We start from the raw sequence: 26317 nt of genomic DNA on the forward strand, positions 1-26317 counted from the left end.
AAAATCCAATTACACAAAATTAGCTTCGTTACCTAAAAATGGTAAAACATATTTTACGAGTATTTTTTATATCCTTAAGTGTTCAAATTTGACACTGTTTGGATCGTCATTTTTCATATATCTTAGATATACTAAAGAGTGAAAATATTAATTTTTTTGCTATACACTATATGATGCAATAGATGTGTTATGGACTACAATTAATTAAAAAGAAACAAAATATAGATATAACCATATTTTGTTTCTTAGTTTATAAGTTACTTTTTAACTCTTTTTTTCATTAATTTAACAATAAAGAAAGTTGTCACACCAAAAGTTGCAATTCCGGCTAAAGCACCTAAAATACTTCATAAAATAACATTTGTTTTGTTTTCTGTAACTGAACTTTCATGAGTTGCTGTATTTGAATTGGTTTGCTTTCCTGTTTTAACTGAATTATTTGTTTGTGATTCAGATGATGGTGTGGTATTGCTTTTTGTTTCAGATGTATTAGATTCTTTTGAAATCGGATTATTTTTTTCATCAGCTGCTATGTCTTTATTTAATTCAGTAATTGACATTTCAAGAGTATGAGCTTTAATTCCAAATACAACAAAACTTTTTTTGCTATTTACTCATTCATTTTTGTATTTATAAAAACTCAAAATTTCTCTAGTTTCTCCACTCGCCATTAAATCAACGACTTTTTCGCCTTCATTAGTAACATCCACTATGATTGAAAAATATTGACCTTTGTTTAAAATGATTTCTTTATCTAAATCAATTGTGTAAAATCCTTTTTCACCAGAATTTGGAATTTGAACTCTTTGAGTTAATTTTAGTTCACCATCTTCCGGATTAGACATTAAAGAATCTTTAACATAAATTTTGATTTCGGCGGTAATATTTAGTCCTCTAAGCGCAAAATTAATTGATTTTAATTTTTCTACAACTTCATCATTTGCTTTTTTAACTGGAAAAATATTTGCCATTGTTCTTTCTTTAGTATCAAGGGTTGCAAATAAAGAAAATGAGTTTTTTGTATCATAATAATAAGTATTTTTATATGCATCATTTTTTTCTACTTCAACTGCCATTAATTCTTGAATTAAATCTAATGAATCGTATGAAAGTATAAAGTATCCCTGAGAATGCATTTTTTTAGTTCCTCAACTGTTTTTAACAATAAATCCACCTCTTCGCTTTGGTCTTTCGGGCTTAAAATTAGATTCATAATAATTATCATCTCAACCAACAATAACTGAAGCATGATTTTTGATATTTTTTTGATCAGCAGATTTATTTACAATACTGGAATTTGGTTCATTATATCAAATAGTCTTAGGATGAAAATTCATCGCATTAAAAGCATAAGCAACTCCCACAGAACCATATTTGGCAATCGCTAATTTAATATCTTCAACAGTAGGATTAACTTTTACAGCATTTTTAATTTTAGCAATTGTGGGATTATCAAAATTAGGAAACTCAGTTTGATTAGTTTGAGCAATTGTAGATGTGTTTCTCATTAAACCTGTAAATGCGTGAGATAAATAATTTCCTTCACCGAAAATTCCTCCTCATTGCTGAGCATTGGAATTTAAATTTAATTTATCTGCATTATGATTTCAACTATTACTTATATAATCAATTGCATGTTCATCAATATCTAAAGAATTTTTGGTGTAATTACCTATATTATTTTTTAACATATTAGTTTCTAAAATCGAAGCAATTGTATATGCTCAACAAAGACCTTCATTACCTTGATGTTTAACACTAGTAACCAAATTGTAATCTCTTGCATCAAAGAACTCCATTTTTGCAATTTCTTCTGCACTTTTATTTTTAAAAAAATCTAATTTTGGCGCATTAGAATTAACTGATGTGGTTGCACTCATTGTGCTAAAAGGTATTAATAAACCGGGACTAACTAATAAACTAGTTAATATTTTTTTATTTTTCAATCTCATATATATTTATTATAAATAAAGAATATTTGTGGTAGAATTTATATGCTTTATGTAGTTTAGTGGCTTCTAAACTATATTTATTTGTGGGATTTCAAAACAAAGATTATTTATATTTTAAAAATTAATAATAAGGAAATACAAGATGCAAAAAACAACAATGCAAAAGCCAGTTGTTGCAACAAAAAACCGTAAGTGATATTTAGTTGATGCTTCAGGTTTAGTATTAGGTAGATTAGCTGTTAAAGCTGCTAATCTACTAAGAGGTAAAAACAAACCTGACTTCACACCTAATGTTGATTGTGGTGATTATTTAATTATTTTAAATAGTGATAAAGTTGTTTTGACTGGTAATAAACTAGATAATGAAAAGTGATACCGACACTCAAACTATATGGGTGGAATTAAATCACGTACTGGACGTGAGATGGTTGATCATTACTCTGACCAATTAGTATATGACGCAATTAGAAGAATGTTACCTAAAAACCGTCTTGCTAAAGATATGATGCGTAAATTAAAAGTTTATAAAAACGATCGTCATGAACATGATGCTCAACAACCAACAAAACTTGATTGGAGTAAATAATGGCTGTAGTAACATTTAAAGGATTAGGTCGAAGAAAATCTTCAACCGCATTAGTTAAATTAACTCCAGGTTCTGGGAAGTTAGTAATTAACAACCGTAAAGCAGAAGATTACTTTCCAAACAAGATTGTAATTCAAGATATGCGTCAACCATTAGAAGTAACAAAAACAGCTAGTATTTATGATATTAATGTTGTTGTTAACGGTGGTGGGTTTACTGGTCAAGCTGGTGCGATCCGTTTAGGAATTGCAAGAGCGCTTGTTAACATGAATCCAGAATTAAAAAAACAATTAAAACAACACAAGTTAGTAACACGTGATGCACGTGTTAAAGAACGTAAGAAATTCGGATTATACGGTGCTAGAAGAGCGCCTCAATTTACTAAGCGTTAGAGCGTTAAAATCCCTATTATATGGGGATTTTATTTTTATATCTCAAAGCGATTTTATGTATACTAGGACCAAAACTAAAAAAGTCTTTGTTGGTGATGTTCAGATTGGTGGGCAGAATAAGATTGTGTTGCAATCAATGACGATTGCTAAAACCAAGCACGTCAAAAAAAGTCTTAAAGAGATCAATGATCTTGTTAAAGAAGGTGCTGATCTAGTTCGGATTGCGGTTTTTGATGATGCTGATAAAAGAGCGATTAGAAAGGTTGTTGATCAATCGCCTTGTCCGATTATTGCTGATATTCATTTTAATCCTGATTATGCGATAGCAGCGATTAAAGCTGGATGCAAAAAGATTAGATTAAACCCTGGTAATATCAAATCCAAAGAAAAATTACGCGAGATCTGCTTGTTGGCGAACCAGTATAATATACCGATCAGAGTCGGGGTTAACTCGGGGTCAATCCCATATGATTTAATGCGTGAATATGGTGTAACATCTACAGCAATGATCATTGCTGCACAAAGATATGTGAGAATGTTAAAGCGGTTTGGTTTTGACAATATTGTGATCTCATTAAAAACTTCAAGTGCATTATTAAGTATGCAAGCTTATGAGTTGGGTGCTAAAAAGTTTAGTTACCCCTTGCACTTGGGGATTACTGAAGCTGGTACATTAATTAATGGGACAATTAAATCAGTAGCTGGACTAACCCCTTTGCTACTTAAAGGGATCGGTGATACGATTCGAATCTCGTTATCAACTAATCCCGTCGATGAGATTAAAGTTGCTAAAAAGATGCTTAATTCATTAGGTTTATATGAAAACCTAGTTGATGTTGTAGCTTGTCCAACCTGTGGTCGTTTGAACTTTGATCTATTCAAAGTTACAAAAGAGATCGAAGAGTTTGTTAAAGATCTGCATTTTCCCTTAAAAGTTTCGATCTTAGGTTGTTCAGTTAACGGACCTGGTGAAGCTAAAGAAGCTGACATTGGGATCGCTGGAGGAAAACAGGAGGGAATTATCTTTAAAAAAGGTGTTGTTGTGAAATCTGTTAAGCAAGAATATCTGGTTGATGAACTAAAGCAGATGATCTTAGAAGAATACGAATTATTTAAAAAGAAGAATGGTAAATAAATCATGAAAAATTTTATCTTTAATCACCCATTAATCTCAGATAAACTATCAAAGATGCGCGATGTCAATACTGGTTATAATTTCTTTAAGCAGTTATTAACTGAGATTACCACTTTAATGATGTATGAAGTTGGGAAAGGTTATGAGTTAGAAGAGATTAGTGTAACAACACCACTAGCCACAACAAAAGCACATAAACTAAAACACAATTTTGTGATCGTGCCAATTTTAAGAGCAGGGCTTGGGATGGTTGATGGAGTTCATAATGTGATTCCAACAGCACGAGTTGGTCATATTGGTTTATATAGAGATGAAAAGACCTTTCAACCAGTTGAGTACTACTCAAAATTCCCACAAACTATGGATGATGGGCATGTGATCGTATTAGATCCGATGTTAGCTACTGGAGCTTCAGTAATCAAAGCAATTAGCTTGGTTAAAAATATCCAACCAAAAAAACCTAGATCAATCAAATTTATGGGTTTATTAGGAGCACCTGAAGGATTAAAAGCACTCAATCAAGCACATCCAGATGTTGATGTTTATCTAGCTTGTCTAGATGAAAAACTAAATGATAAAAATTATATCTACCCAGGACTAGGTGATGCTGGGGATCGAATTTTTGGAACGAAATAAAACCCAAAGATTTTGTAACTATGTTATTATGAAAATAATATAATGGTTAGATAGATAACCTTATATATCTGTTAATTTATTTGTAAGTAGGAAAAATTAGCAATCAGATCAATCATGGGCTTGAGTCGCAAAAAAATCTTTACCTGACCACTTTTACTCACTGGGATGGCAGTTGTGTCAACTACTTTTTCTTCGTGTAGTGTTTTTAATTTTTTCAGCAACCTACCAACAACAACGGACAATAATAATTATGGACCAACAGTCCAAAATCTTAGTGCGTTTTTACCAACTAGTGATTATAAGAAGATTTATGATCTTAGTTTTAGTTTAGAATTTAATAATTCTGGTGGTTATAACCCTTCACGTTTGATGTCAAATAATGAAGGAGTAACTGCTGAAAACGTTAATCGTCCTTACCGTGTTTTTGGAACGGGATGATTATTTGATTGACAAGCTCAACCCGTTGATGAGAACGATCAAAATGCGAAATGAACCGGATATTTTGCGACTAATTTACACGTAGCTGAAGCGTTATTAAATCCTTTAGATAATAAGAACTATCGCCCAGCTTGATATAAGAATGAATTACCCTTACCAGGGGTGGATCAAACTCTTTATTTCAACTTAGGTAAATGGGATGAAAATCTAGCTGTACAAAACAAACACAACCCAAAATCTTTAACTTACTTACCGTTAAGTAACTTACCTAAAACAGTTTATACAGCAACTTCTTTTTATAAAGAATCACCAAAATGAATTACTCCGATCGAAGCCGATAACCCAGGAATTCGCGAGTACATTGATTTTGCTGTTTTATCAATCACTTTAGATCTTTCATGAACGATGAGAAACGGAGAGAAAGTTCATCGTTATAATGATGAATACCAACTGTACAACCGTTGAATTATGCCAGCAATGAATGTTGCTAAAGCATTATGAGATAACAAGGGAGTTTTAAATCAACCAGCAACTCCACCTAATAAGAAAGAAGAAGATGATCAATTAACTGATCAATTACCTTACCACGGTTTTTTTGATCGTTCAAATTACACTAACCCAAACGTAAGTTTAAATAACTTTAGTGTTTATCTTGGTGGTTATCCTTATTATGCTAACTGACCAACAACTCCACAATACACTAAATTTAGTGTGCCATCATTATCAAGAAGACAGATCCCAATCACTAGTGATTCAAGAGGTTCTCCTGGTTGAACGATTAACGCCTTAAATCCAACTGAACTAGATGGACAAAAGATCGCTAGTTCAACATCTCTAAGCTCAACTGGTGGAATTAGAGCAGGGATTTATAATGCTGATATTGCTAGAAATTTCCAATTAGTTTATCGTAATGTTAAATACAAACAATATGGTTATGGCTATATTATCCAAAACTCAAACTTATCAGCAGGTTCATCTGGATCATTAGCATTAACTTCAAATAACCAAGCTTTAGGAATCTATTTTGGTACGGTGTCAGTTGATGCCAAAAAAGAAGCTACCTTTGGTTTAGTTGCTTCATTATTTAATCCAAATAAGATCCAAGTTAATGTTGTTACTGGTAATAACGTTTTTGAAACTGATACGATCCAACCATATGATCTAATTTATGGTAACGATCTAATGACTGATGATTATGGTTCATACATTAGATCATTACAAACCTTAAACTTATCATCACGTTTATTAACAAAAATTAAAGATAATTTACCAAAAAAAGAAGGTTCAACTAATCAAGCTAACCAACAAACAAACCAAACTAATAGATCAACTGATGCAACAAAAAAAGACAGTTCATCAGATGAGACTAACAAGAACCCATTAGCTGAATTATTATCAGATATCTTCAAAAATTTACCTAACTGAAATTAAATTTTTAATAAGAACTATGATTGGTTAATTAACCAATCATTTTTTTATTAGTTTCTTAAATTTAGAAAATTTAATTACCAATTAAACTGTTGAGTTAATAAATTTAAGCAATTAACCATTTATATTTATTAGGCGTATAATTTAAGCGTTCTTTAATAAATATATTTAAGATCAGATGATAGTTGATAAAAAAATCATTAAATACAACTTAATAATTTTTAATGTTTTTTCAATCGTTGGTCTAATCATCCTATTAGGCCTAACGTTTACTAAAATCATTGGATTTCAGTGAGTTTATAGTAGTTTATTAACTGTTGTGTTTTCAAATATCAGTTTAGTGATTGGGTTGATTCTTCCCAATTTGCTATACACTAGTGCAACTAAACTAAACACACAACAAGTTAAATCTGCTCGCTTCGGTTTTTTTATTCTAGGGATCATCACACTATCTTCGCGTCTGTTTTGATATGCCGTGCCGATCGTTATTATCGGGTTTGTGAATCAATGACAGTTTCAAGGAGCAGTGTTCAATGTTTTTCCAGCAATCTTATGACCGTTGTCAATGATTGCTGTTCATGTTGTGGTTAACTACTTATTATTAAATAAAGAGATTAAAGAACGAAACAAACTGAAGGAATTAAATAACAATGTTGCCACAGGAGATAGTCTACACGAAGCTTTCTAGTACAGAAACTCAAAATGGCTGAATCGACTTTTTGACGACAAAACCACTTGCATCACAAGGGATCGAATGAACACCGCTAATTCCGACTGCTCATGTCTTGTCGATCTTTATGGTTTTGTTTATGATTGCAATATTAACCGCTGTATATTACACGAAGTTAAAAAAACTAAAACCAACTGAACCACCAACAGGTTATGTCTTGGTTGTGCAGTTGTTAATCTTACAATTTGAAAATTTAACAGTCGATCTATTGGGCGAGAAAAACCGGAGACTGAGTCTATTGTTCATCATTATCTTTGTCTATATCTTGATTAGTAACTTGATGTCGATGGTTGGGGGAATTGCTGCTCCAACATCATCATCAACCGTAACGTTTTCTTTAGGGTTAATGTCATTCTTCGGAACGTTTATTATGGGAGTAAAATACCAAAAACTAGCTTACTTCCGTGACTTCTTTGTGATCATTAAGATCAAAAAGAAAACGATCCCTTTAATGATTAACCCATTAAACGTGATCGGTTACTTCGCGCCATTGTTATCAATCTCATTACGGTTATGAGGTAACGTGCTGGCTGGGTCGATCTTTATTGCTTTATTATATAGCTTATTTAGAACGTTCTTTACATTATGATCACCAAGCTCATTTAGCGTTGGCTTAGTCTTTGGGACGTTGGCTGGAGGATTAGTAATCCCTGCTTTCCACGTTTATTTTGATATCTTAGTCTCAGCGATCCAAGCATTCGTCTTTGTTTCATTGATGCTTACATATTGATCTCAACCGATCAAAGCAGCCGAAAATGCCGCTGAAGAAAAGGGTCAACAAATGATCGAGAACCAACGACTAAACGTGAAATAATTGTTCATTCAAATTATTTCATCACACAAGTTAAAAATTAAATTTTTGTAAAATTCTATAAGAAAAAACATTTAAAAACTAACACTAAGGAAATAAAACCATGAATATATTTTTAGTAATCCACGAACTAATTAACCAAGCAGACCAAGTCAATGTTACTCTAACTAACCATGTTGGTGCTTATATTGGTGCTGGGATGGCGATGACTGCTGCTGCTGGTGTGGGTGTTGGTCAAGGGTTTGCATCTGGTCTTTGTGCTACAGCTTTAGCACGTAATCCAGAATTACTTCCAAAAATTCAGTTATTCTGGATCGTTGGTTCAGCAATTGCAGAATCAAGTGCGATCTATGGATTAATTATTGCGTTTATTCTAATTTTCGTAGCACGATAGTTATGTGATCTACAAGAGTTAAAAAACTTTTATTATTAAGTTTTAACTTCTTAATAATATCAGCAATTGTTAGTTCTTGTTCTATCCCTGAAGAGTTACAAGCAAAAACAATTGTTAATGAATTTTTTCCTAACTTCTGGGTCTTTGTTGCCCATACTATTGCATTATCAATCATCATTCTTTTAGGGATCTTTTTATTGTGAAAACCAACCAAACGGTTTTTAGCTAAAAGAAGTGAATTAATTCAAGCTGAAATCAATAATGCTAATGAGATTAAAAAGCAAGCACAATTTTTATTAGATAATGCTAAAAAGCAAAAACAAAATGCTGAATTGCAAGCACGCGAGATTATCAATTTAGCTACAAACCAAGCTTATCGTTTAAAAAACGATCTTGAAACTGATGCCAAACGTAAAGCTAATCGAATTATCGAAAACGCTCACGCTGAGATCATCAAACAAGAATCGATCTTAAAACGGGAACTAGAAGGTCGGATCGTTGATGTTGCTCTTGAAGCAACTTCAACCTTGATCCAAAAAAATGTGGCTAAAGAAGATCATGAACGATTGGTTAATGAGCTATTAAGAAATTTAGACTAAACTTATGGATACTAATATAATGGGGTTTGCTAGAGCATTAGTTGATCTAGCCCATGAAGAAGATAAGGTACATTTGTTTTATGACAATCTTAAAGTCGTTTTTGACTTGGTTAAAGAAAACCAAGACTTAATGTCATTAATGAATAGTCAAGTCTTATCTAAAAACCAAAAACATGAGATTATTGATGTGGTGTTTAAAGACCACTTAACCCAAACGATCGTTGATTTCTTAAAAGTAGTGATCGATAACCGCGAGTTTTTTCATATTAAATCGATCATTAAAAAGTTCTTTAGAATGATCGAAGAAGAAGAGCATACGATCTTTATTAATGTCGTCTCAGCACATGAACTAAACGACGATCAAAAAGCTCAGTTAGTTGAAAAACTCCATAAGAAGTTTGCTTCACAAGTCAAAATCTTATATCAAACTGATCCCAGTTTGATTGCTGGAATCAGGATCCAATCAAATGATCTCTTAATTGATAACTCAATTGATGGCAAACTCAAACTACTAAAACATCAACTTAGAACCTTCTCCAAGGAAAACTAGACTATGGCAATTAATTTAAATGAATATTCTTTATTAATTAAAGATCAAATTAAAAAGTATGCTAATAAGATCATCAGTGATCAAAAAGGGTACATCATTACTATTGGTGATGGGATTGTGCGTGTTAGTGGACTTGACGATGTGTTATTAAACGAACTTGTTGAGTTTGAAAACGGTGCTTATGGGATTGCATTAAACCTAGAACCTAACTCTGTTGGGGTGGTAATGTTATCAGATTATTATGATCTGAAAGAAGGTTCTTCAGTTAAAAGAACTGGTAAAGTAATCCAAGCACCAGTCGGTGATGGCTTATTGGGTCGGGTGATTGACCCAATTGGTCTGCCAATTGATGGTAAGGGTGAACTAAAAAATATTAGTGGTTATGCCCCAATTGAACGGTTAGCTTATGGGGTGATGCAACGTAAAAGTGTCCACCAACCTTTAGAAACAGGGATCTTAGCGATTGATAGTATGTTACCAATCGGTAAGGGCCAAAGAGAGTTAATTATTGGTGATCGGCAAACAGGTAAAACCACGATTGCACTTGATACGATCATTAACCAAAAAGGTAAGAACGTTAATTGTATCTATGTTGCAATCGGACAGAAAAACTCATCTGTTGCTCAGATTACACGCTTACTAGAAGAAACCGGAGCAATGGCTTATACCACGATCGTTAGTGCTACTGCAAGTGAGTTAGCAGCGCTTTCATATATTGCCCCATTTGCTGGTGTAACGATCGGTGAAGAGTGAATGAGACAAGGTAAAGATGTATTAATCGTTTATGATGATCTTTCCAAACACGCAGTTGCTTATCGGGCCTTATCATTGTTATTAAGAAGACCACCAGGTCGTGAAGCTTATCCTGGTGATATCTTCTATTTACACTCAAGATTACTTGAACGTGCTGGTAAACTAAGTGATGAATTAGGTGCTGGTTCAATTACTGCATTACCAATTATTGAAACCCAAGCTGGAGATATCTCAGCTTATATTCCCACAAACGTAATCTCAATTACGGATGGGCAATTATTTACGACTACTTCACTATTTAACTCAGGTCAAAGACCAGCAATCCACGTGGGATTATCAGTTTCTCGGGTTGGTTCAGCTGCACAATTAAAATCAATTAAACAAGTTTCTGGAAGTCTAAAACTAGAACTAGCCCAATACCGTGAACTAGATACGTTCTCACAATTTTCATCTGATCTAGATGCTGAAACTAAAATTGTTCTTGAACATGGTGCACGGGTGATGGAGATGTTTAAACAACCACAAGCAAAACCGATTGATCAAACTAGTGAAGCAGTTTTATTATTCGGTATTAAAAACCGGTTCATTAAATGAATTCCAACTGATCACATTATTAAATTTAAAGAGTTTATCTTAGATAAGATCAAACAAGATCAAGTGTATAAAAAGATCGAAGAAAAGAAAGCTTTTGATGATGAGATCGAAAAAGAACTTACGGCTTTCTTTAAAGATGTCGTAAAAAAATACACTTCAACACTAGTTGATTACAATGGTTCACTTTATGGTGATCTAAAAGAATTGGAGTAATTTTTCTATGGCTTCGATGCAAGATTTAAAACGACGGATGGAATCAATCACGGTAACACATAAGATTACCAAAGCAATGAAGATGCTTTCAACCGTAAAACTAAATCGTTTTAAAGCAACTTTAGGTAAAACTAAAGAATTTTACCAAGAGTTTTATGAAGTAATTGGGGCAGTTATTACCAATTACAATAAAACCAAACCACGAACGACTACCCCTACAAACCAATCAACTAAACGGTTGTGAATCGTGATTAACACCCAATTAGGTTTATGTGGTTCATACAATACTAATGTTGGTAAATTATTAGTTAGTGAACTTGCAAAAGATGATGAGATCATCTTAGTTGGAACTAAACTAAATTCGTTTTTAAGAACCCGTAATCACGAAGATCAGATCATTCATACGTATTCAATTAATGATAAGAATATCGACTTTGAAAGTTCATATATGATTGGTAAACATGTTCTTGAACTACATGAAAAAAACCAGTATGATTCAATTGATTGTGTTTATACCAATTACATTAACAGCTTAAACTTTGAAGCAAAAAAGATCCAATTGATTCCTGCTGATCCTTCGATCTTTCAAGCTGATACTTTAGATCGAATCAATGACAAATTCCCTAAAAACATTAGTTTTGAACCAGGGGTGGATGTGATTATCCCAGCACTTGAAAAACAACTCTTACAAGTGATCTTATATGGTTGTTTAATTGAATCCAAAGTGTGTGAGTATGCTAGCAGGCGGAATGCAATGGACACAGCTGCTAAAAATGCGGATGATTTATATAACAAGTACAAGTTGTTATATAACCAATTACGTCAAGCCAAAATTACACAAGAAATTAATGAAATTGTTGCAGGAGCTGCAAAATAGTTTATGAATACAAAATACAGTTATGGTAAGGTTTACCAAGTAGTTGGTCCAGTTGTGGATGTTGTTTTTGAAAAACAAGATGACCTACCTAAGATCTATGATTGTTTAATCATCGATGAACCAAATATGAAACTTCATCTAGAAGTTGCTCAGTTAATTGGTGATGATATTGCAAGATGTATTGCGATGGGTCCAACTGAAGGGTTGGCTAGAAATGTGAAAGTAACTTCAACTAACCAACCGATTTCAGTACCTGTAGGGACTGAAGTATTAGGCCGGATGTTTAATGTGATTGGTGAACCGATCGATGAGAAAAAACCGATCGATGCATCAGTAAAAAGAATGTCAATTCACCGTCCTGCTCCCAGTTTTGCTGACCAATCTAACGAGTTAGAGATCTTTGAAACCGGGATCAAAGTGATCGATCTTTTAATCCCTTATGCAAAAGGTGGTAAGATCGGTCTATTTGGTGGTGCTGGTGTTGGTAAAACGGTATTAGTACAAGAATTAATCCATAATATTGCAACTGGTCACGGTGGTTTATCTGTCTTTGCTGGTGTTGGTGAAAGAACTCGTGAAGGAAACGATCTTTATTATGAAATGATCGAAGGTGGGGTGATTGATAAGACCGCATTAGTTTTTGGTCAGATGAATGAACCTCCCGGTGCCAGAATGCGTGTGGCGCTTACGGGATTAACGATGGCTGAATATTTCAGAGATGTTAATAACCAAGATGTCTTATTATTCATTGATAATATCTTCAGATTCACCCAAGCTGGTTCAGAAGTATCAGCACTATTAGGTCGGATGCCTTCAGCTGTAGGTTATCAACCTACTTTAGCTGAAGAGATGGGTTCATTACAAGAACGGATTACTTCAACTAAATCTGGTTCAATCACTTCAGTTCAAGCGATCTATGTGCCTGCAGATGACTTAACTGACCCTGCACCATCAACAACGTTTACACACCTTGATGCTAAAACAGTTTTAGACCGTAATATTGCTTCACTAGGGATCTTTCCTGCAGTTAACCCCCTTGATTCAACATCAAGATTACTTGACCCAAGTGTAGTGGGAATTCAACACTACCAAACTGCTCGTAAGGTACAGATGATCTTACAAAAATTCTTAGAATTACAAGATATTATTGCGATCCTTGGAATTGACGAACTATCTGAAGAAGATAAGTTAACTGTTTCAAGAGCACGTAAGATTAGAAACTTCTTATCACAACCGTTCTTTGTTGCTGAAAAATTCAGCGGTAATAAAGGTAAATACGTACCGATCAGTGAAACAATCAAAGGGTTCAGTGAGATCGTTGAAGGAAAACATGACGATCTTCCTGAACAAGCATTCTTCTATGTTGGTTCGATCGATGAAGCAATCGAAAGAGCTAAAACATTAACACGTAATGGTTAAACTTAAAGTCTTAAGTCCAAACGGGACTCTTTTTGATGAAAAGATCGAAATGGTCATAGTAAAAGGTGCTGAAGGTTATGCGGGTTTTATGAGAAATACCCAACCTTCGATCTTTGCCATCAACAACTCCGTAGGTTATATCACCTATCCTGATAAGACCAAAAAATCAGTGGTGATTGAAAATGCTACCCTGTATTGTAATAAAGATCTAATTAAGATTTTTGCTTTAGATTTTGTGATTGCTGATAACTTATCATATGATGAGATTATGAAAAGAAAAAAAGACCTGGAATCAAAGATTAAAGATACTACTGATACAAAAGAGTTAATTCGTTTACAACACGCTTTGGACATTGAATTATTAAAACTAAAAGAAGCTAAATAATGGATCGTTTAGACTTAACTAACGCTTCGAAATTACAAGAGCGAATCAACCAGATTGATTCTAGTCATTTTTATAGCGCTCTCACTTATTATTCTTGATCTTTTTATGGACTTAATATTAGTTATCAGTTTCATGAAAAAGGGATCAGTTTTTTTGGTGAGATTAATTTAGAAAAAAACCTCTTGCACGAAGTCTTGCAAGATAAATATTGTCCAACCCAAAAAGTGATCTTTGCACCGATCACTAAACCAAATCAACCAGATGATTTTTTAGATCTAATAAAAGGACAAATCGAACAATTAGATAATCTCCAAGCAATTTATATTGATGATCTAACCGGGATTGAGCTTGAATGAGTAAAGTCAAAATATGATGTTGAAATCATCCATGAAAGTTCAACAAACTTTTTGTATGAAACTAAAAAAATCATGACTTTATCCGGTAAAAGTTTACAAAAAAAGCGTAACCACCTTAATTTTTTTATTAAGCAATACGAAAAGGATGCAAAGATTAAGATCAACCGAGAAGTTGATCTTAATCAGTTAGAAAAATTCTATCTTACTTGAATTAATGATTGTGAGGACCCAAGCGCTTACCAATCTGAATTAGCCTTATTCCGTGCGATTAAACCATTAATTCAAGACGGTTCACTTAAACTGACAGCGTTATATTATCTAGATCAGATTATTGGGTTTTGTGTTTCATATTCACTTAATAATCGTTGTGAGATCTTTATTGAACATTGTGATGAAACATACCGTGGTTCTTATCAATATCTGTTAAGTAACAGTTTAAGAATTCATCATAGTAATGATGCGCTAACTGACCGTCAAGATGATATGGGTAGTGCATCAATTTCATATTCCAAACTGTCTTATAAGCCTGAATTTATTATTAAGCGTTATCTTGTTAAAGTGATATGTTAGAACTAACCAAAAATCCCCAAATTATCCAACAATTTAAGTATTTTTATCTTCGTGCTTTTAAAGAAGAAAATGAATTTTCTTGAGATTATTTAGTTAATGCTTACTATGGCAAAGCGATTAAAATCTTCGTTGAAAAAGATATTAAAAAAAACTTTAAATATGGTTGCTTTGTTTTAGATAAAAAGTTAATGATTAACAATGAACCAAAAACAGCAGCACTCGTTTTTGGTGTTGTTAGTGATGAACGCTTTAGGGGTAAAGGGGTACTTAACACTGGTTTTGAACCGTTTTTAATCGAACTATCCCAACAATATGATCTGGTCTTAATCCAAAGTTTTAATTGAAAAATCTATCGCAATTTTAAACTTGAACCATTAGATAACTTACATAAGTTTGCGATCCTAAACCAATTCAAAAACCATCACTACTCAAATAAGATCGATCTATTTAACTATCATATCAACCAAGATAAGATCAATGATCTTTATCAGATTAGAAAACAATACCTAGTTAAAAATAAGATTGATAACTATTGTGATTATTCCTTAAATGAATATAAGAAATACTTATTATTCAATTTCTTAATTGGGGATGTCATCTATTATTCTGAGAATAGTTTTTGTCAGATCAACAAGGATTTTGAAGCTTACCAACTTTATTATTTAGATAAAACCGAAGTTAATGATTTCATCTTAAGGATCCCTACGATTCTAACCTTAAGTTTAAACGATTATCAGTTTGATGATTTTAAAAGTAATCAAGCCTTAATTAAGACGAACCAAACAAATTTTACGCGTTGTTATTACCAATCGAAATTAAAAATTAAGCAGATATTCTTTAATGAGCTGAATTAATTATGTTATAATTCATATGGCAATCACGACTGGAAGTATAGCTCAGCTGGTTAGAGCACACCCCTGATAAGGGTGAGGTCGATGGTTCAAGTCCATTTACTTCCACCAGTTTTTTTGGGGACGTAGCTCAATTGATAGAGCACCTGATTTGCACTCAGGAGGTCGAGGGTTTGACCCCCTTCGTCTCCACCATTAATTCTACGAATTTTTACACTGACCTAAGATTATTAATCTGGGATCAATCCATTCAATATACGAACAGTTAGCAAGCTAGCTTTTCGTATATTTTTCATATATAATAGTAGAATTAATATCGTTACTTACGTTAATGGATTTAAAAAATATGAAAAAGATCGCAATTATCACTGATTCATCATCAACAATTAGAGCAAACGAATACAACGATGTTTTTGTTGTGCCACTCCAGATCACAGTGAATAACAATAAAACATACCTAGATGGTGTTGATATCGAACAAGAAGAAGTTTATGATCTTTTAGTTAATGATAAAAACGTTGATATCAAAACATCAATGCCAGTTGTGCAAACGATGCTTGAAGTGACTAAGAAAGCAGCAACTGATTATGATCATGTTTTTGTCTTAACGATCTCTGGTGGGTTAAGTGGAACTTATAATCAGTGAAAAATAGTGATCGATTCAGAACTAAGTAATTATAAGAATATTAGTATCTTTGATACGTCAGATACAGCGATCTCATTACGATGATTAGTTAATGATGTTCAAGATTTAATTAAGAAAAATCAATCAATTAAAACGATTGAAGAATACATTACTAATTGAAAATCACGGATCTGTTCAATGATCGTGGTTAATGATCTTACCCAACTACGTAAGGGTGGACGGATCTCAAAGATGAAATCACTAATTGCAGGGATCTTAAAGATCAGTCCGATCATCGCATTCCATAAAGGAATTAACCAATTAGTTGATAAAGCAATTAACCTTAAATCAGCAATTGAAAAGTGTGTAAGCTTTGCTAACAATACTTTGAAGTTAACCAAAAACAAATTAGTTAAAGTTGGTTTTTGTCACACCTTTAAAGAAGATAAAAAAGTTAAAGAGGTGATTAAACTAATCAAAGAACAACTAACAGATTTAAATATTCAAGATCTTGATGTTGTTTTAATCACACCAGTGATTGGAGTTCATACTGGGGTGAATGCTTTTTCGATGAACTTTTTAATTCAGTAAAATTTCGAATTTTTTAAACTGATGGTTTAAAAAATTTTTTATCAATTATTAATAATAATATTAAAATTAAAAACGAGAGTTAATTCAAAATATAAACTATAAAGAAAGAGAAAACTTAAATGTCAAAAATTAAAATTGGTATTAACGGGTTCGGACGCATTGGTCGTCTGGTTTGTCGTGAACTACTAAATCACGAAGATGTAGAAGTTGTAGCCGTTAACGACTTAACTGATGCTAAGACACTTGCTTATTTACTAAAATATGATACAGCTCACGGTAAGTTGAGTCACAACGTGAGTTCAACTGATAGTGAGATCGTAGTTGGTAAACAAAAAATTAAAGTTTACAGTGAAAAAGATCCTACACAAATTCCATGAAAGAAACACAAAGTTGATTTAGTAGTTGAATCAACTGGTCGTTTTTTAACTCAAGAAGCTGCTAGTGCACACCTTAAAGGTGGTGCTAAGAAAGTAGTTTTATCAGCTCCAGCTAAAGAAAAGAACGTGAAAACTGTAGTTTACAACGTGAACCACACTGAAATTAAACCAGATGATACTGTAATTTCAGCTGCTAGTTGTACAACTAACTGTTTAGCTCCACTTGTTAAAGTGTTAGAAGACAAGTTCGGAATTAAAGTTGGTTATATGACTACTGTTCACGCTTATACTGCTGATCAAAGATTACAAGATGCACCTCACTCAGACTACAGAAGAGGACGTGCTGCTGCATTTAATATGGTACCAACTTCAACAGGTGCTGCAAAAGCTATTGGTTTAGTTGTACCTAAAGCAACTGGTAAGTTAAACGGGATCGCTGTAAGAGTTCCAACAATCACTGGTTCATTAGTTGATCTAACTGTTAAGTTAGAAAAAGATACAACTGTTGAAAAGATTAATGCTGCAATGAAAGCTGCTGCTTCTGAATCATTCTTATACTCAGAAGATGAGATCGTTTCTTCAGATATCTTAAATGAAACCCACGGTTCGATCTTTGATAGTAAATTAACATCAGTATTAGAAACTAATGGTGAAAAACTATACAAACTATACGCATGATATGATAACGAATCTTCATACGTTTCGCAATTAGTAAGAGTTGCTAAATACTTTGCTAAACAACAACCAAAAAAAGCTAGCGCTAAAAAATAATTAAGTAATGATTAACTACAATAAGAAGACCTTAAAGGATGTTGATCTAAAAGATAAAACAGTAATTGTACGTGTTGATTTTAACGTACCAATTAAAGACAATAAGGTTATAGATGATACAAGAATTGTTCAAGCATTAGATACGATTAAATATCTAATCGAACAAAACTGTAAGATCGTTTTATTAAGTCACTTAAGCCGAATTAAGTCATTAGAAGATATTAGTTCTAAAAAGAAGAGCTTAAGACCAGTTTATGAAAACTTAAAAACCAAACTTAACAACGTTAAGTTTTTAGAAGAAAACGTTGGTTATGACGTTGTTGAAGCGGTTAAACAATTAAAACACCAAGAAGTTTTATTATTGGAAAACACTCGTTATAACGATGTCGACAATCAAGGTGAAGTTGTTAAAAAAGAATCTAAAAACAGTCCAGAACTAGGACGTTTCTGAGCTAGTTTAGCTGATGTTTTTGTCAACGACGCATTTGGTACTTCACACCGTGCGCATGCTTCAAACGTTGGGATTGCTGCAAATATCTCGCAATCTTGTATTGGTTTCTTAGTTCAAAAAGAACTAGAAGCATTATCAAAATTAACAAACAACCCACAACGTCCGTTTGTTGTGATCTTAGGTGGTGCTAAGGTATCAGATAAATTAAAAGTAATCGAATCATTACTAAAATCTGCTGATCAAATTCTAATCGGTGGGGGAATGGTTAATACCTTTAATAAGGCTAAAGGTTATCATATTGGTAAATCATTATTCGAACCTGAGATGTTAGAAACTGCTAAGAAGATCTTAGCTGAAGATAAGGATAATAAGATCATTTTAGCGACTGATCAGATGGTAACTAAAGCTAGTACGATCACTGATATTAAAACTGCACCTGCTGGTAAGTGTGTGTTTGCCAAAGATGAAGCAGAAAACGAAGATTTTGAAGCTTTAGATATCGGTGATGAATCAATCAAAACTTTCAAATCTTATATAGCTAAAGCTAAATCAATCTTCTGAAACGGTCCTTTAGGTGTTTTTGAAAACCCTAATTACGAACGTGGATCTTATGAGATTGCTAAAGCGATCAGTGAATCTGATAGTTATAGTGTGATCGGTGGCGGTGATAGTGCTGCTGCTGCAAACCAATTTAAATTAGCCGACAAATTTAGCTTTGTCTCAACTGGTGGTGGTGCTTCATTAACATTTATGGAACAAACTGTTCTACCAGGGATTGAAGCGATCCAATCAAAATAATAAATTAAGTTCCAAATCGAATAATAATCCTTTTAATCAAAGGATTATTACTTTTTTTTATTTAAATTTTTCTATATCAAAAAAATAAATCTTTCAAGACTTTAAAGTTACTAAACCTCAATTTTTTCTTGCTAAAATTTTGCTTTAGTACAACCTTTTAGTGTTAAATTTATTGATTTTTTATAAAATATGTTGGTTTTTTTATAATATATAAACTATACAAATTTAAGGAACACCGATACTAATCGGTGTAGATGGTTAAAAAAAATGATAAGGCTCAAAACAAATAAAAATAAGATTGGGTTATTCGCATCACTGTCCATGATGATTGGATCTGTGATTGGGGTTGGTATTTTTGTTAAAAATATCAGTGTGTTTCGTGAAACGGGAAATAATCCAACTTTAATCATCGCTGCGTGAGTAATTAGTGCGATTATTACGTTATTATTAGCACTTTCATTTATTGAAGTAACCACAACAGGAAGCTCTAAATTCGGGGTTTCTGGTTATTGTGATATTAGTTTGGGTAAAAAAGCTGGACGCTTTTTTAAGATCTCTCAATCCCACTTTTATAACGGGATTATTGGTGTTGTATTGTTTATGTATGCTGGTGAACTATTCTTATTCATGGTTGATTCAAACGGTTCGATGGGATTATTAAATGACTTTAATAATCAATCACCACGAGCATCAATCTTAATGACAATCGGAATTGGTTTTGTTTTCTTCTTAATTTTTCTTGCAATCAATTCATTATCATTAACTGCAACAAAAGCATTTCAATCTGCTAGTGTGATAATTAAATTCTTACCGATTTTAATCGTAACAATCGTGGGAATTATCGCTGGTGCTAACAATTATGATCAATCATTTATAAACCAAGCTGCAACTACTACTGCTTCTAGGATGGCTAATAATCAATCATTTACAACAATCCTAATCGTTTTACCATCAATCTTATTCTCTTTTGACTCGTTCTTAAGTTTCACTTCGATCCAAGATAAGATGTTAAAGCCCCAAAAATACAGTAAGATCATCTTATCAATTGGGGTGATTACGGTTTCTATTGCTTATATCTTAATTACTTTAGGAATGATCTTTTTAGGAAACGGGTTTGCTGTTTCGAGTATTAATGAAAACCTATTAACTACTGTGTTTAAAGTTGATGCTGAAAGAGCTAAAACGATCTCTTATGCATTTAGAGTTATCTTTAATATCTTCTTGTTGATCTCAATTCTTGGTGTGGCTAATGCGTTTATGATCGTGACGATCTCTAACCACCAAGGGTTGATTAATGATGATTTAATCTTTGGTTCAAAATGATTAAAACGAAAATTCAATCATAAGTTCAACACCCAATCTGAGCAAGATAAGTTCTACAACTTCAAAAGTCAAACTATGGGGATCATCTCTTACTTATTTATTGTTGTCGTCTTTGGTGCGATCATAGCTGCAATTAGTATTGGGATGGGTAATGACCGGATTGCTGATGGGATAACTAACTTCCCAACATTATTCTTCTTTATTGTTTATGCGCTAATTCCGTTTGCGATCTTTATTAAACGAATCAAGATTATGATTAATAATAAAGATAAGCAACTAACTGCTCAAGAAAAAAGAGAATTAAGATTCTTAGCTAAAACCCAAACCCTTGATGGTAGTCAACAAGCTAAATTAAACCAATTAAAAGAAAAAGAAGCTAACTACATCGAACTATTTAAATTAACTAAAGAACACCAGATCACCAAGTTCTTTATGTTTATGGCTCCTGTTGCTTCGATCTTAGTATTTATCATCTTTATTTATCAAGGGATATGAGTATTCTTAATCAACCCAATCATGGTTTCAATTAAAAATCCATCAGCTACAACTCGTGCATTCGGAGGGTTCATTGAAGCCGAAAATACAATTGCTGGTAAGGGATTACCTACTTACATGTTAACTGTAATCTACTTTGGGTTATTAGCGACCTTCTTATTTATTCCTTGAATTAATTCAGTATTAAAGAAACGTTATCCTAACGTTTAATCTAGGATTAATCTATGATCTAGTTGGAAATTGGCTTTAGTATAATTATTAAAGAATATGAGTGACAAGATCGATCATAATTTAACCAAACGAAGTTCATCATTAGATCAACTTTCTAAGTGAGAAGCTTTTCTAGAAGGGTATAAGAACTTCTATGGTTTTGATTTTGAATGATCAAAATACATCAAAGATTGCAAACTTTATTATGGATATTTTAATATCCATAATTTCATTAAAACCTATGGAAAAGAATGTGAAGAAGATTTCAAAAGGTTTAAGCAATCAATTGCTTTAAAAAAGCAAGAAGAGATCAATAAAGAGCAAGCTGAACAAGAGATCTCAAAAGAATTATTTAATCTTTATGATCAGTTATTTTATGCTGATAGCTTAAGAAGTCGCTTATTAATTGATCTTCTTAACCCTAGGAATAGTTATGAAAAAAAAGAACTAAAACGTTCTTGAAAAGATGCTAAAGCTCAAGGGTTTAGCAAACTAGAATGGATGAAGTTACTCTTAAATATTCCCTTTAAAAAGGGTGAAGAAGATCCAAACGATTATCAATATGATCGTGATCAGGTCTACAAGATCCTTGATCAGATTAAACAGTTAAAAAAGAACTATCTTAACAAGCAGATTAAAGAAAAAGCTGATCGGTTTTCAACAACTAAGATCAATGACTTCCAAGAAGATATTAATGAAGCTTCATTAGTAGTTGATTTTCATAATGATTTTGCCACGAAATTAAATCAAACGAAAAAAGACCGGTCAGATCTACAAGTTGATTATGAAAACTACCAACAAGTAGTTAACGATTATCAAGACCAAAAAAAGGTGGTAATCAAACAAGAAGAACAACTTGTTAAAACCAAACCGTTTAGTGAACAATCTGAGATTAATAAAAGGTTACAAAAAAAATTAGATCAAAAGATTCACGAGATGAAATTAACTTCATCAATCTTAGATTCTGAGTTTAAAAAGGCTGAACTAATTCGAAAACAAAACGAATTAGAATACCAAAAAACTAAACAAGCAAGAGAAAATCTCACAAAAGAAATCGAAAATATTAATCAATCTTATACCCATAAAAAAGATAATATCTTATAATATACGAGTGTCAATTTTAGAAAAGGAGGTAATTGTGTGCCAAAAATCGAAGTAAAAGATGGAGATCTTGAATTAGCGTTACGTAAGTTTAAACGTGTTGCTAGTGAAACTAAGCGATCATTCTTAAAACACGAATACCACCTTAGAAAAGGCGTTAAAAGACGAGAAAAAGAAAAAGCAGCGCGTAAGCGTTTACAAAAAAAACACCGCATGTACTAGTCTTTTATCCATTTAAATGAAAATAAGAAGTTTCTAATAAAACTTCTTTTTTTTTATTTTCTAGGGGTTAAAGTGATAAAAAAGACAAATAGCGTTTAGCTATTTGTCAAACGAGAATGATATTTTAATGGGGCGATTGACGGGATTTGAACCCGTGCATGCCTGATTCACAGTCAGGTGCGTTAAACCGCTTCGCCACAACCGCCATAAACACGAATCATATTATACTACATAATATTTTTAATACCCAATTTTCTTAGTTCTGCTTACTAATTTTTATTCTTATAATCTTAGTAGTATCTACTCAAAATTAAAGTAAAATATTATAATTAGTTAATACAAAATAAAGAAAATATAAGTTAACTATTTTTGGGTATGAAACTATTTAAAAAAGTTCTTTTTGGTGCAAGCTTATTCGGCCTTGGAATCGGTTCCATTATGAGTGGTTTGTATTTCTATCAAAGAGAAAATGCACTTGATAAGCTATCATCATCTGAACATGCAAGCAATGAGGTTATCTCAGAACAAGAAAACCTAAACGGTTATGATCCAAATAACCCAGATGCTTTTCTAAGAGAAAATATTGCATTCAACAATCACAATTTTAGTGATGAGAAGCAAGCTGCTTCTCACTATTTAGCTGTTGAAAACAACTTTGTAGAGCGAAAATTATTCATCGGTGATCAATTCCAAAAAGATCCAATGACTGGTGAAATCATCAGTCCAGATGGTTTAAAACCGATCATTGATCCTTCATTTGCAAACAACAACTACAAACCAGCTTACTTATTAAATGATAATAAGTACACTTCAGTTCAATCAGAGGCTGCAATTCAAAGAATTAAAGCATCTGAAAGATACGTTAAAAGCGCTAATGGTTTAATTTACAGTCAAAGTGAAGCTAACAACATTCCTAATGGTCAAGCACCAACTACCCAAAATCAAGCTTCTGTTGATGAACAATTAAGCAGATTCTTCAAAGATATTTACTACTACCAATTTGAAGATGTAACTGGTAATGCGCCAAGAACGGTTGATATCAATCCACTTAACTTAATTGATATCTTAAAAGTTAAGAACTTGTCAGTTGATTCACTTAATCTTAAAGACAGTCCATTTGATCTTAAGTTATACGAACTAAATAACAATAAGAGTCAATACGCTAAAGTTGATAATACTGCTTTATACAGTAAACAAACGATCTCAGATATTAGTACTAAGATCTATGGGATTATTACTGACTTCTTAGCTAGAGGTTTATACATCAACGTTAAGGGAACGATTAATGATAATAAGAAACCATTTAAGATTTGGTATGGGATCCCTTATCTATCAATTAGTGCTACCCCTTCAATTGAATACAGATTACCTGAATACTTAACTTCAGATACTGAAAATATTAATAAGTACCAATCATTCAGTAATCTAGAATCATTTATTGATAGTATTCAAGCTTATACTGATCCAAATACGTTTAGAAGAGTATTCTCAACCCTTACTCCGGTATATACAGCATTTAGTAAGGTAATTGCTAACAATTACGCTGTTAACTATGATCAAGCTTCACCACAAGGTTTATTTGGTGGTTATCAAAATAATTTAATCCGCGCGATCGTTCATGGGGATGGTAATGGTATTGGTTGATCAGGTGATGTTTTAGGTAATAACAACGTAGGGATCTATTCAAGACCAGCAGCTAAGTTTGTTAATATGACAATTAGCTTAAATGTTAGTCAAAATGGGATTCAAAACTACCGTGTTCCAACACAATTAGTTAACCAATTAAAAGAAAAATTAAGTGCAGTAATCCCATCTTCAAGTACGCAAAAAGATGAACTAATTGATCAGTTAGTTAAAGCAGCACAATCAGTATTAACTAAAAAGATCTTTAATGGTTTTGATATCAATTCAAACACTTCACGTGCTGATATTAAAACTTATATGAGTTCAGTGATCCTTAACCAATTGAACTTAGAACTAACTTCAGCACTAACCCAATCAGGTCAAACGATTAACCTAAATGCGCAGAACGCGTTACAAGGTCTGGTTAATAATCAGTTCTCATTAAATGACACTTTAAATTCGAAAGACAAGATTTTTGTGATCCAATATAATAATCAACCATTATTTGGTGTTAACATCTTAAGTGATGAAAACTTAAAGAGTTTATTTTTAGATAAATATAATGCTGAACCAACTAGTAGTGCGATTGAGATCTTAGCTGAATCATTAAAAAACTACAAACGTCAGTTCCCAAACCGAATTAACTCATTACTAGTTAATGTTTCAAACTCAATTAGTTACAACCCAACTTCAAAAGAAGTAACACTAAAACCACTTAATGATGCCAACCTATTTGTTAAGTATAGTAGTCAAAACTTTAATTTAAATAACCTATACCAAGAACTTGGTTTAAGACAACAAAATCGTAATATTCGGATATTAAACGATCCAGCTGATAACTCTAATGCTAATCTTGATCCTAATGGAATTGTTGGACCAATTAGCACAACATTATTCAGTTCATCAGATAATGTTAATATTAAACATTTAGTTAACGTTTATGATGTCCTATTAGCTTGAAACAAAGATGGGTCGATCAAACCAACTCGATTAGCTATGATCTTCAACCAAACAGTTAACCCTTCAATTAGTAGTGCTAACTTAATTAAGTACCGCAGCCAGATCAAACCAGAGATCGCTAATGTTGCCCAAAAATCTAAAGATATCTTGGTATTAAGAAACTGATTAGGTGATATTATCTTTGAAGGTACTTATGATAAAGATAAATGACCATCTGATGATGAGATTAAAAACGTCACAGCTAGTGTTGCTAGTTTAATGAGAATCAACCCTTCAACTCGTTTCTTGTATTCAAATAATCGGTTAACCCAAGTTAATAACTTGCATTTAATTTACGAAATTCGTTTAAAGAACACAACAAAATTATTTGATAATTACCAAGATGCATTCAATTACATCTGAAGAGTAATTAAAGTAAGTGCAACTAAGATTAATAACCAACGTACAAACTAGTTTAGATAAACTTAAAAACGATCTTATTAATATTTTTCTTTAAGTTAATAAACCGTTGTTCGTATTCAGTAATTACATTATTCTTTAATAAAGCATCGCTAGAATCAAGACTGTGTAAGTCATTGGTGTAAGCGATGATTTTTATCTGTTCAAGACTGTTAATCATCTCGATTGCATAATTAAAAAGTTGATCATTATCTGTCTTGAATTCGATTATGCCATCTGCTTTTAAGATTCTTTGATATTTGTTTAAGAAAGCTAGATCAACTAACCGTTTTTTCGCATGACGTTTCTTAGGTCATGGGTCAGAAAAATTTAAGTAGATCTGATCAAAGCAAGCGTTAGGAAATTCATGATCAATTAAAGCAAAATCATCGTGAACAATGAACAAATTTGTTAATTGTTCAAGCAGTTCAGATTTATTGATCATCTTCAAGATCACCGTAGCATTTTTTTCGATCCCAAAGTAGTTGATCCCAGGGTTGGTTATCGCTTTTTGATAAATAAACCCACCCTTACCAGAGCCAATCTCAAGTGCGTTAAACTTTTTAGGATCTAACTTAGTTTTTAAGTTATCAACACCAATAATATTCTTGGCTTTATTAATCTTTAAATGAGCATCTCTGATATTTCTGATTCGCATAACTT

25 protein-coding genes and 3 tRNA genes are annotated in these 26317 nt (G+C 32.6%); 25 read left to right on the top strand and 3 right to left on the bottom strand.

Features of this window, described 5'->3' with window-relative positions; genetic code table 4:
• Positions 1–257: 257 nt before the first annotated feature.
• Positions 258–1952, bottom strand: coding sequence for a C1 family peptidase (locus D2833_RS01665; RefSeq protein WP_117273994.1), 1695 nt, complete (start codon positions 1950–1952; stop codon positions 258–260).
• 142 nt (positions 1953–2094) lie between these two features.
• Between D2833_RS01665 and rplM the strand changes: the two genes are divergently transcribed.
• From rplM to rpsU, 24 genes are all read left to right on the top strand, one after another.
• The gene (gene rplM, locus D2833_RS01670; protein ID WP_011113535.1) at positions 2095–2538 is read left to right on the top strand and encodes a 50S ribosomal protein L13; all 444 of its coding nucleotides are present in this window, start codon (positions 2095–2097) and stop codon (positions 2536–2538) included.
• The gene (gene rpsI / locus D2833_RS01675; RefSeq protein ID WP_011113536.1) at positions 2538–2930 is read left to right on the top strand and encodes a 30S ribosomal protein S9; all 393 of its coding nucleotides are present in this window, start codon (positions 2538–2540) and stop codon (positions 2928–2930) included. Before rplM ends, rpsI begins: the two co-directional genes overlap by 1 nt.
• Positions 2854–4065 carry a flavodoxin-dependent (E)-4-hydroxy-3-methylbut-2-enyl-diphosphate synthase gene (gene ispG / locus D2833_RS01680; RefSeq protein WP_011113537.1) on the top strand — a complete coding sequence of 404 codons (1212 nt, stop codon included), beginning with the start codon at positions 2854–2856 and terminating at the stop codon, positions 4063–4065. The genes rpsI and ispG overlap by 77 nt, the downstream gene beginning before the upstream one ends.
• A gap of 3 nt (positions 4066–4068) precedes the next feature.
• Entirely contained in the window at positions 4069–4701 is a 633-nt protein-coding gene (gene upp, locus D2833_RS01685; RefSeq protein ID WP_011113538.1) for a uracil phosphoribosyltransferase, read from the top strand.
• A 114-nt stretch (positions 4702–4815) separates the two neighbouring features.
• Positions 4816–6570, top strand: a complete 1755-nt coding sequence (locus D2833_RS01690; protein WP_011113539.1) for an MIP family Ig-specific serine endopeptidase — start codon at positions 4816–4818, stop codon at positions 6568–6570.
• Between the two features lie 175 nt (positions 6571–6745).
• On the top strand, positions 6746–7255 hold the full coding sequence (locus D2833_RS01695; RefSeq protein ID WP_011113540.1) for an MG406 family protein: 510 nt from the start codon (positions 6746–6748) through the stop codon (positions 7253–7255).
• Positions 7218–8111 (top strand): F0F1 ATP synthase subunit A, encoded by an 894-nt coding sequence (locus D2833_RS01700; RefSeq protein ID WP_011113541.1) that lies wholly within the window; start codon positions 7218–7220, stop codon positions 8109–8111. Before D2833_RS01695 ends, D2833_RS01700 begins: the two co-directional genes overlap by 38 nt.
• 100 nt (positions 8112–8211) lie before the next feature.
• Complete coding sequence (locus D2833_RS01705) at positions 8212–8502, top strand: ATP synthase subunit C (RefSeq protein WP_011113542.1); 291 nt, start codon at positions 8212–8214, stop codon at positions 8500–8502.
• A 2-nt stretch (positions 8503–8504) separates the two neighbouring features.
• Entirely contained in the window at positions 8505–9101 is a 597-nt protein-coding gene (locus D2833_RS01710) for a F0F1 ATP synthase subunit B (RefSeq protein ID WP_011113543.1), read from the top strand.
• A 4-nt stretch (positions 9102–9105) separates the two neighbouring features.
• Entirely contained in the window at positions 9106–9651 is a 546-nt protein-coding gene (gene atpH, locus D2833_RS01715; RefSeq protein WP_011113544.1) for an ATP synthase F1 subunit delta, read from the top strand.
• Between the two features lie 3 nt (positions 9652–9654).
• A complete protein-coding gene (gene atpA, locus D2833_RS01720) occupies positions 9655–11211 on the top strand; it encodes a F0F1 ATP synthase subunit alpha (protein ID WP_011113545.1) in 1557 nt (518 codons plus the stop codon).
• 7 nt (positions 11212–11218) lie between these two features.
• Entirely contained in the window at positions 11219–12088 is an 870-nt protein-coding gene (gene atpG, locus D2833_RS01725) for an ATP synthase F1 subunit gamma (RefSeq protein ID WP_011113546.1), read from the top strand.
• Between the two features lie 3 nt (positions 12089–12091).
• Positions 12092–13507: a F0F1 ATP synthase subunit beta gene (gene atpD / locus D2833_RS01730; protein ID WP_011113547.1), complete on the top strand. Its 1416-nt coding sequence runs from the start codon at positions 12092–12094 to the stop codon at positions 13505–13507.
• Positions 13500–13892: a F0F1 ATP synthase subunit epsilon gene (locus D2833_RS01735; protein WP_011113548.1), complete on the top strand. Its 393-nt coding sequence runs from the start codon at positions 13500–13502 to the stop codon at positions 13890–13892. The genes atpD and D2833_RS01735 overlap by 8 nt, the downstream gene beginning before the upstream one ends.
• Complete coding sequence (locus D2833_RS01740) at positions 13892–14818, top strand: phosphatidylglycerol lysyltransferase domain-containing protein (RefSeq protein WP_011113549.1); 927 nt, start codon at positions 13892–13894, stop codon at positions 14816–14818. The genes D2833_RS01735 and D2833_RS01740 overlap by 1 nt, the downstream gene beginning before the upstream one ends.
• On the top strand, positions 14812–15672 hold the full coding sequence (locus D2833_RS01745) for a hypothetical protein (RefSeq protein ID WP_117273996.1): 861 nt from the start codon (positions 14812–14814) through the stop codon (positions 15670–15672). The genes D2833_RS01740 and D2833_RS01745 overlap by 7 nt, the downstream gene beginning before the upstream one ends.
• Before the next feature lie 31 nt (positions 15673–15703).
• A tRNA-Ile gene (locus tag D2833_RS01750) sits at positions 15704–15780 on the top strand.
• 8 nt (positions 15781–15788) lie between these two features.
• Positions 15789–15864: transfer RNA gene (locus tag D2833_RS01755), tRNA-Ala, on the top strand.
• Between the two features lie 136 nt (positions 15865–16000).
• On the top strand, positions 16001–16885 hold the full coding sequence (locus tag D2833_RS01760; RefSeq protein ID WP_011113551.1) for a DegV family protein: 885 nt from the start codon (positions 16001–16003) through the stop codon (positions 16883–16885).
• A gap of 119 nt (positions 16886–17004) precedes the next feature.
• Complete coding sequence (gap, locus tag D2833_RS01765; RefSeq protein WP_011113552.1) at positions 17005–18033, top strand: type I glyceraldehyde-3-phosphate dehydrogenase; 1029 nt, start codon at positions 17005–17007, stop codon at positions 18031–18033.
• 7 nt (positions 18034–18040) lie between these two features.
• A complete protein-coding gene (locus tag D2833_RS01770) occupies positions 18041–19282 on the top strand; it encodes a phosphoglycerate kinase (protein ID WP_011113553.1) in 1242 nt (413 codons plus the stop codon).
• Between the two features lie 267 nt (positions 19283–19549).
• Positions 19550–21310 (top strand): APC family permease, encoded by a 1761-nt coding sequence (locus D2833_RS01775; RefSeq protein WP_027333197.1) that lies wholly within the window; start codon positions 19550–19552, stop codon positions 21308–21310.
• A 57-nt stretch (positions 21311–21367) separates the two neighbouring features.
• Positions 21368–22414, top strand: coding sequence for a DUF5454 family protein (locus D2833_RS01780; protein WP_027333196.1), 1047 nt, complete (start codon positions 21368–21370; stop codon positions 22412–22414).
• Positions 22415–22450: 36 nt separating this feature from the next.
• Positions 22451–22633 carry a 30S ribosomal protein S21 gene (gene rpsU, locus D2833_RS01785; RefSeq protein ID WP_011113556.1) on the top strand — a complete coding sequence of 61 codons (183 nt, stop codon included), beginning with the start codon at positions 22451–22453 and terminating at the stop codon, positions 22631–22633.
• Between the two features lie 128 nt (positions 22634–22761).
• On the opposite strand, the gene D2833_RS01790 is transcribed toward rpsU, so the two are convergent.
• A tRNA-His gene (locus tag D2833_RS01790) sits at positions 22762–22838 on the bottom strand.
• A 164-nt stretch (positions 22839–23002) separates the two neighbouring features.
• Here D2833_RS01790 and D2833_RS01795 point away from each other — a divergent pair.
• Complete coding sequence (locus D2833_RS01795) at positions 23003–25669, top strand: hypothetical protein (protein WP_027333195.1); 2667 nt, start codon at positions 23003–23005, stop codon at positions 25667–25669.
• A gap of 1 nt (position 25670) precedes the next feature.
• On the opposite strand, the gene trmB is transcribed toward D2833_RS01795, so the two are convergent.
• Positions 25671–26312 (bottom strand): tRNA (guanosine(46)-N7)-methyltransferase TrmB, encoded by a 642-nt coding sequence (trmB, locus tag D2833_RS01800; protein ID WP_011113558.1) that lies wholly within the window; start codon positions 26310–26312, stop codon positions 25671–25673.
• Positions 26313–26317: the final 5 nt, after the last annotated feature.

It is taken from the genome of Mycoplasmoides gallisepticum (assembly GCF_900476085.1).
GTDB classification, from domain to species: Bacteria; Bacillota_I; Bacilli_A; order Mycoplasmatales; family Mycoplasmoidaceae; genus Mycoplasmoides; species Mycoplasmoides gallisepticum.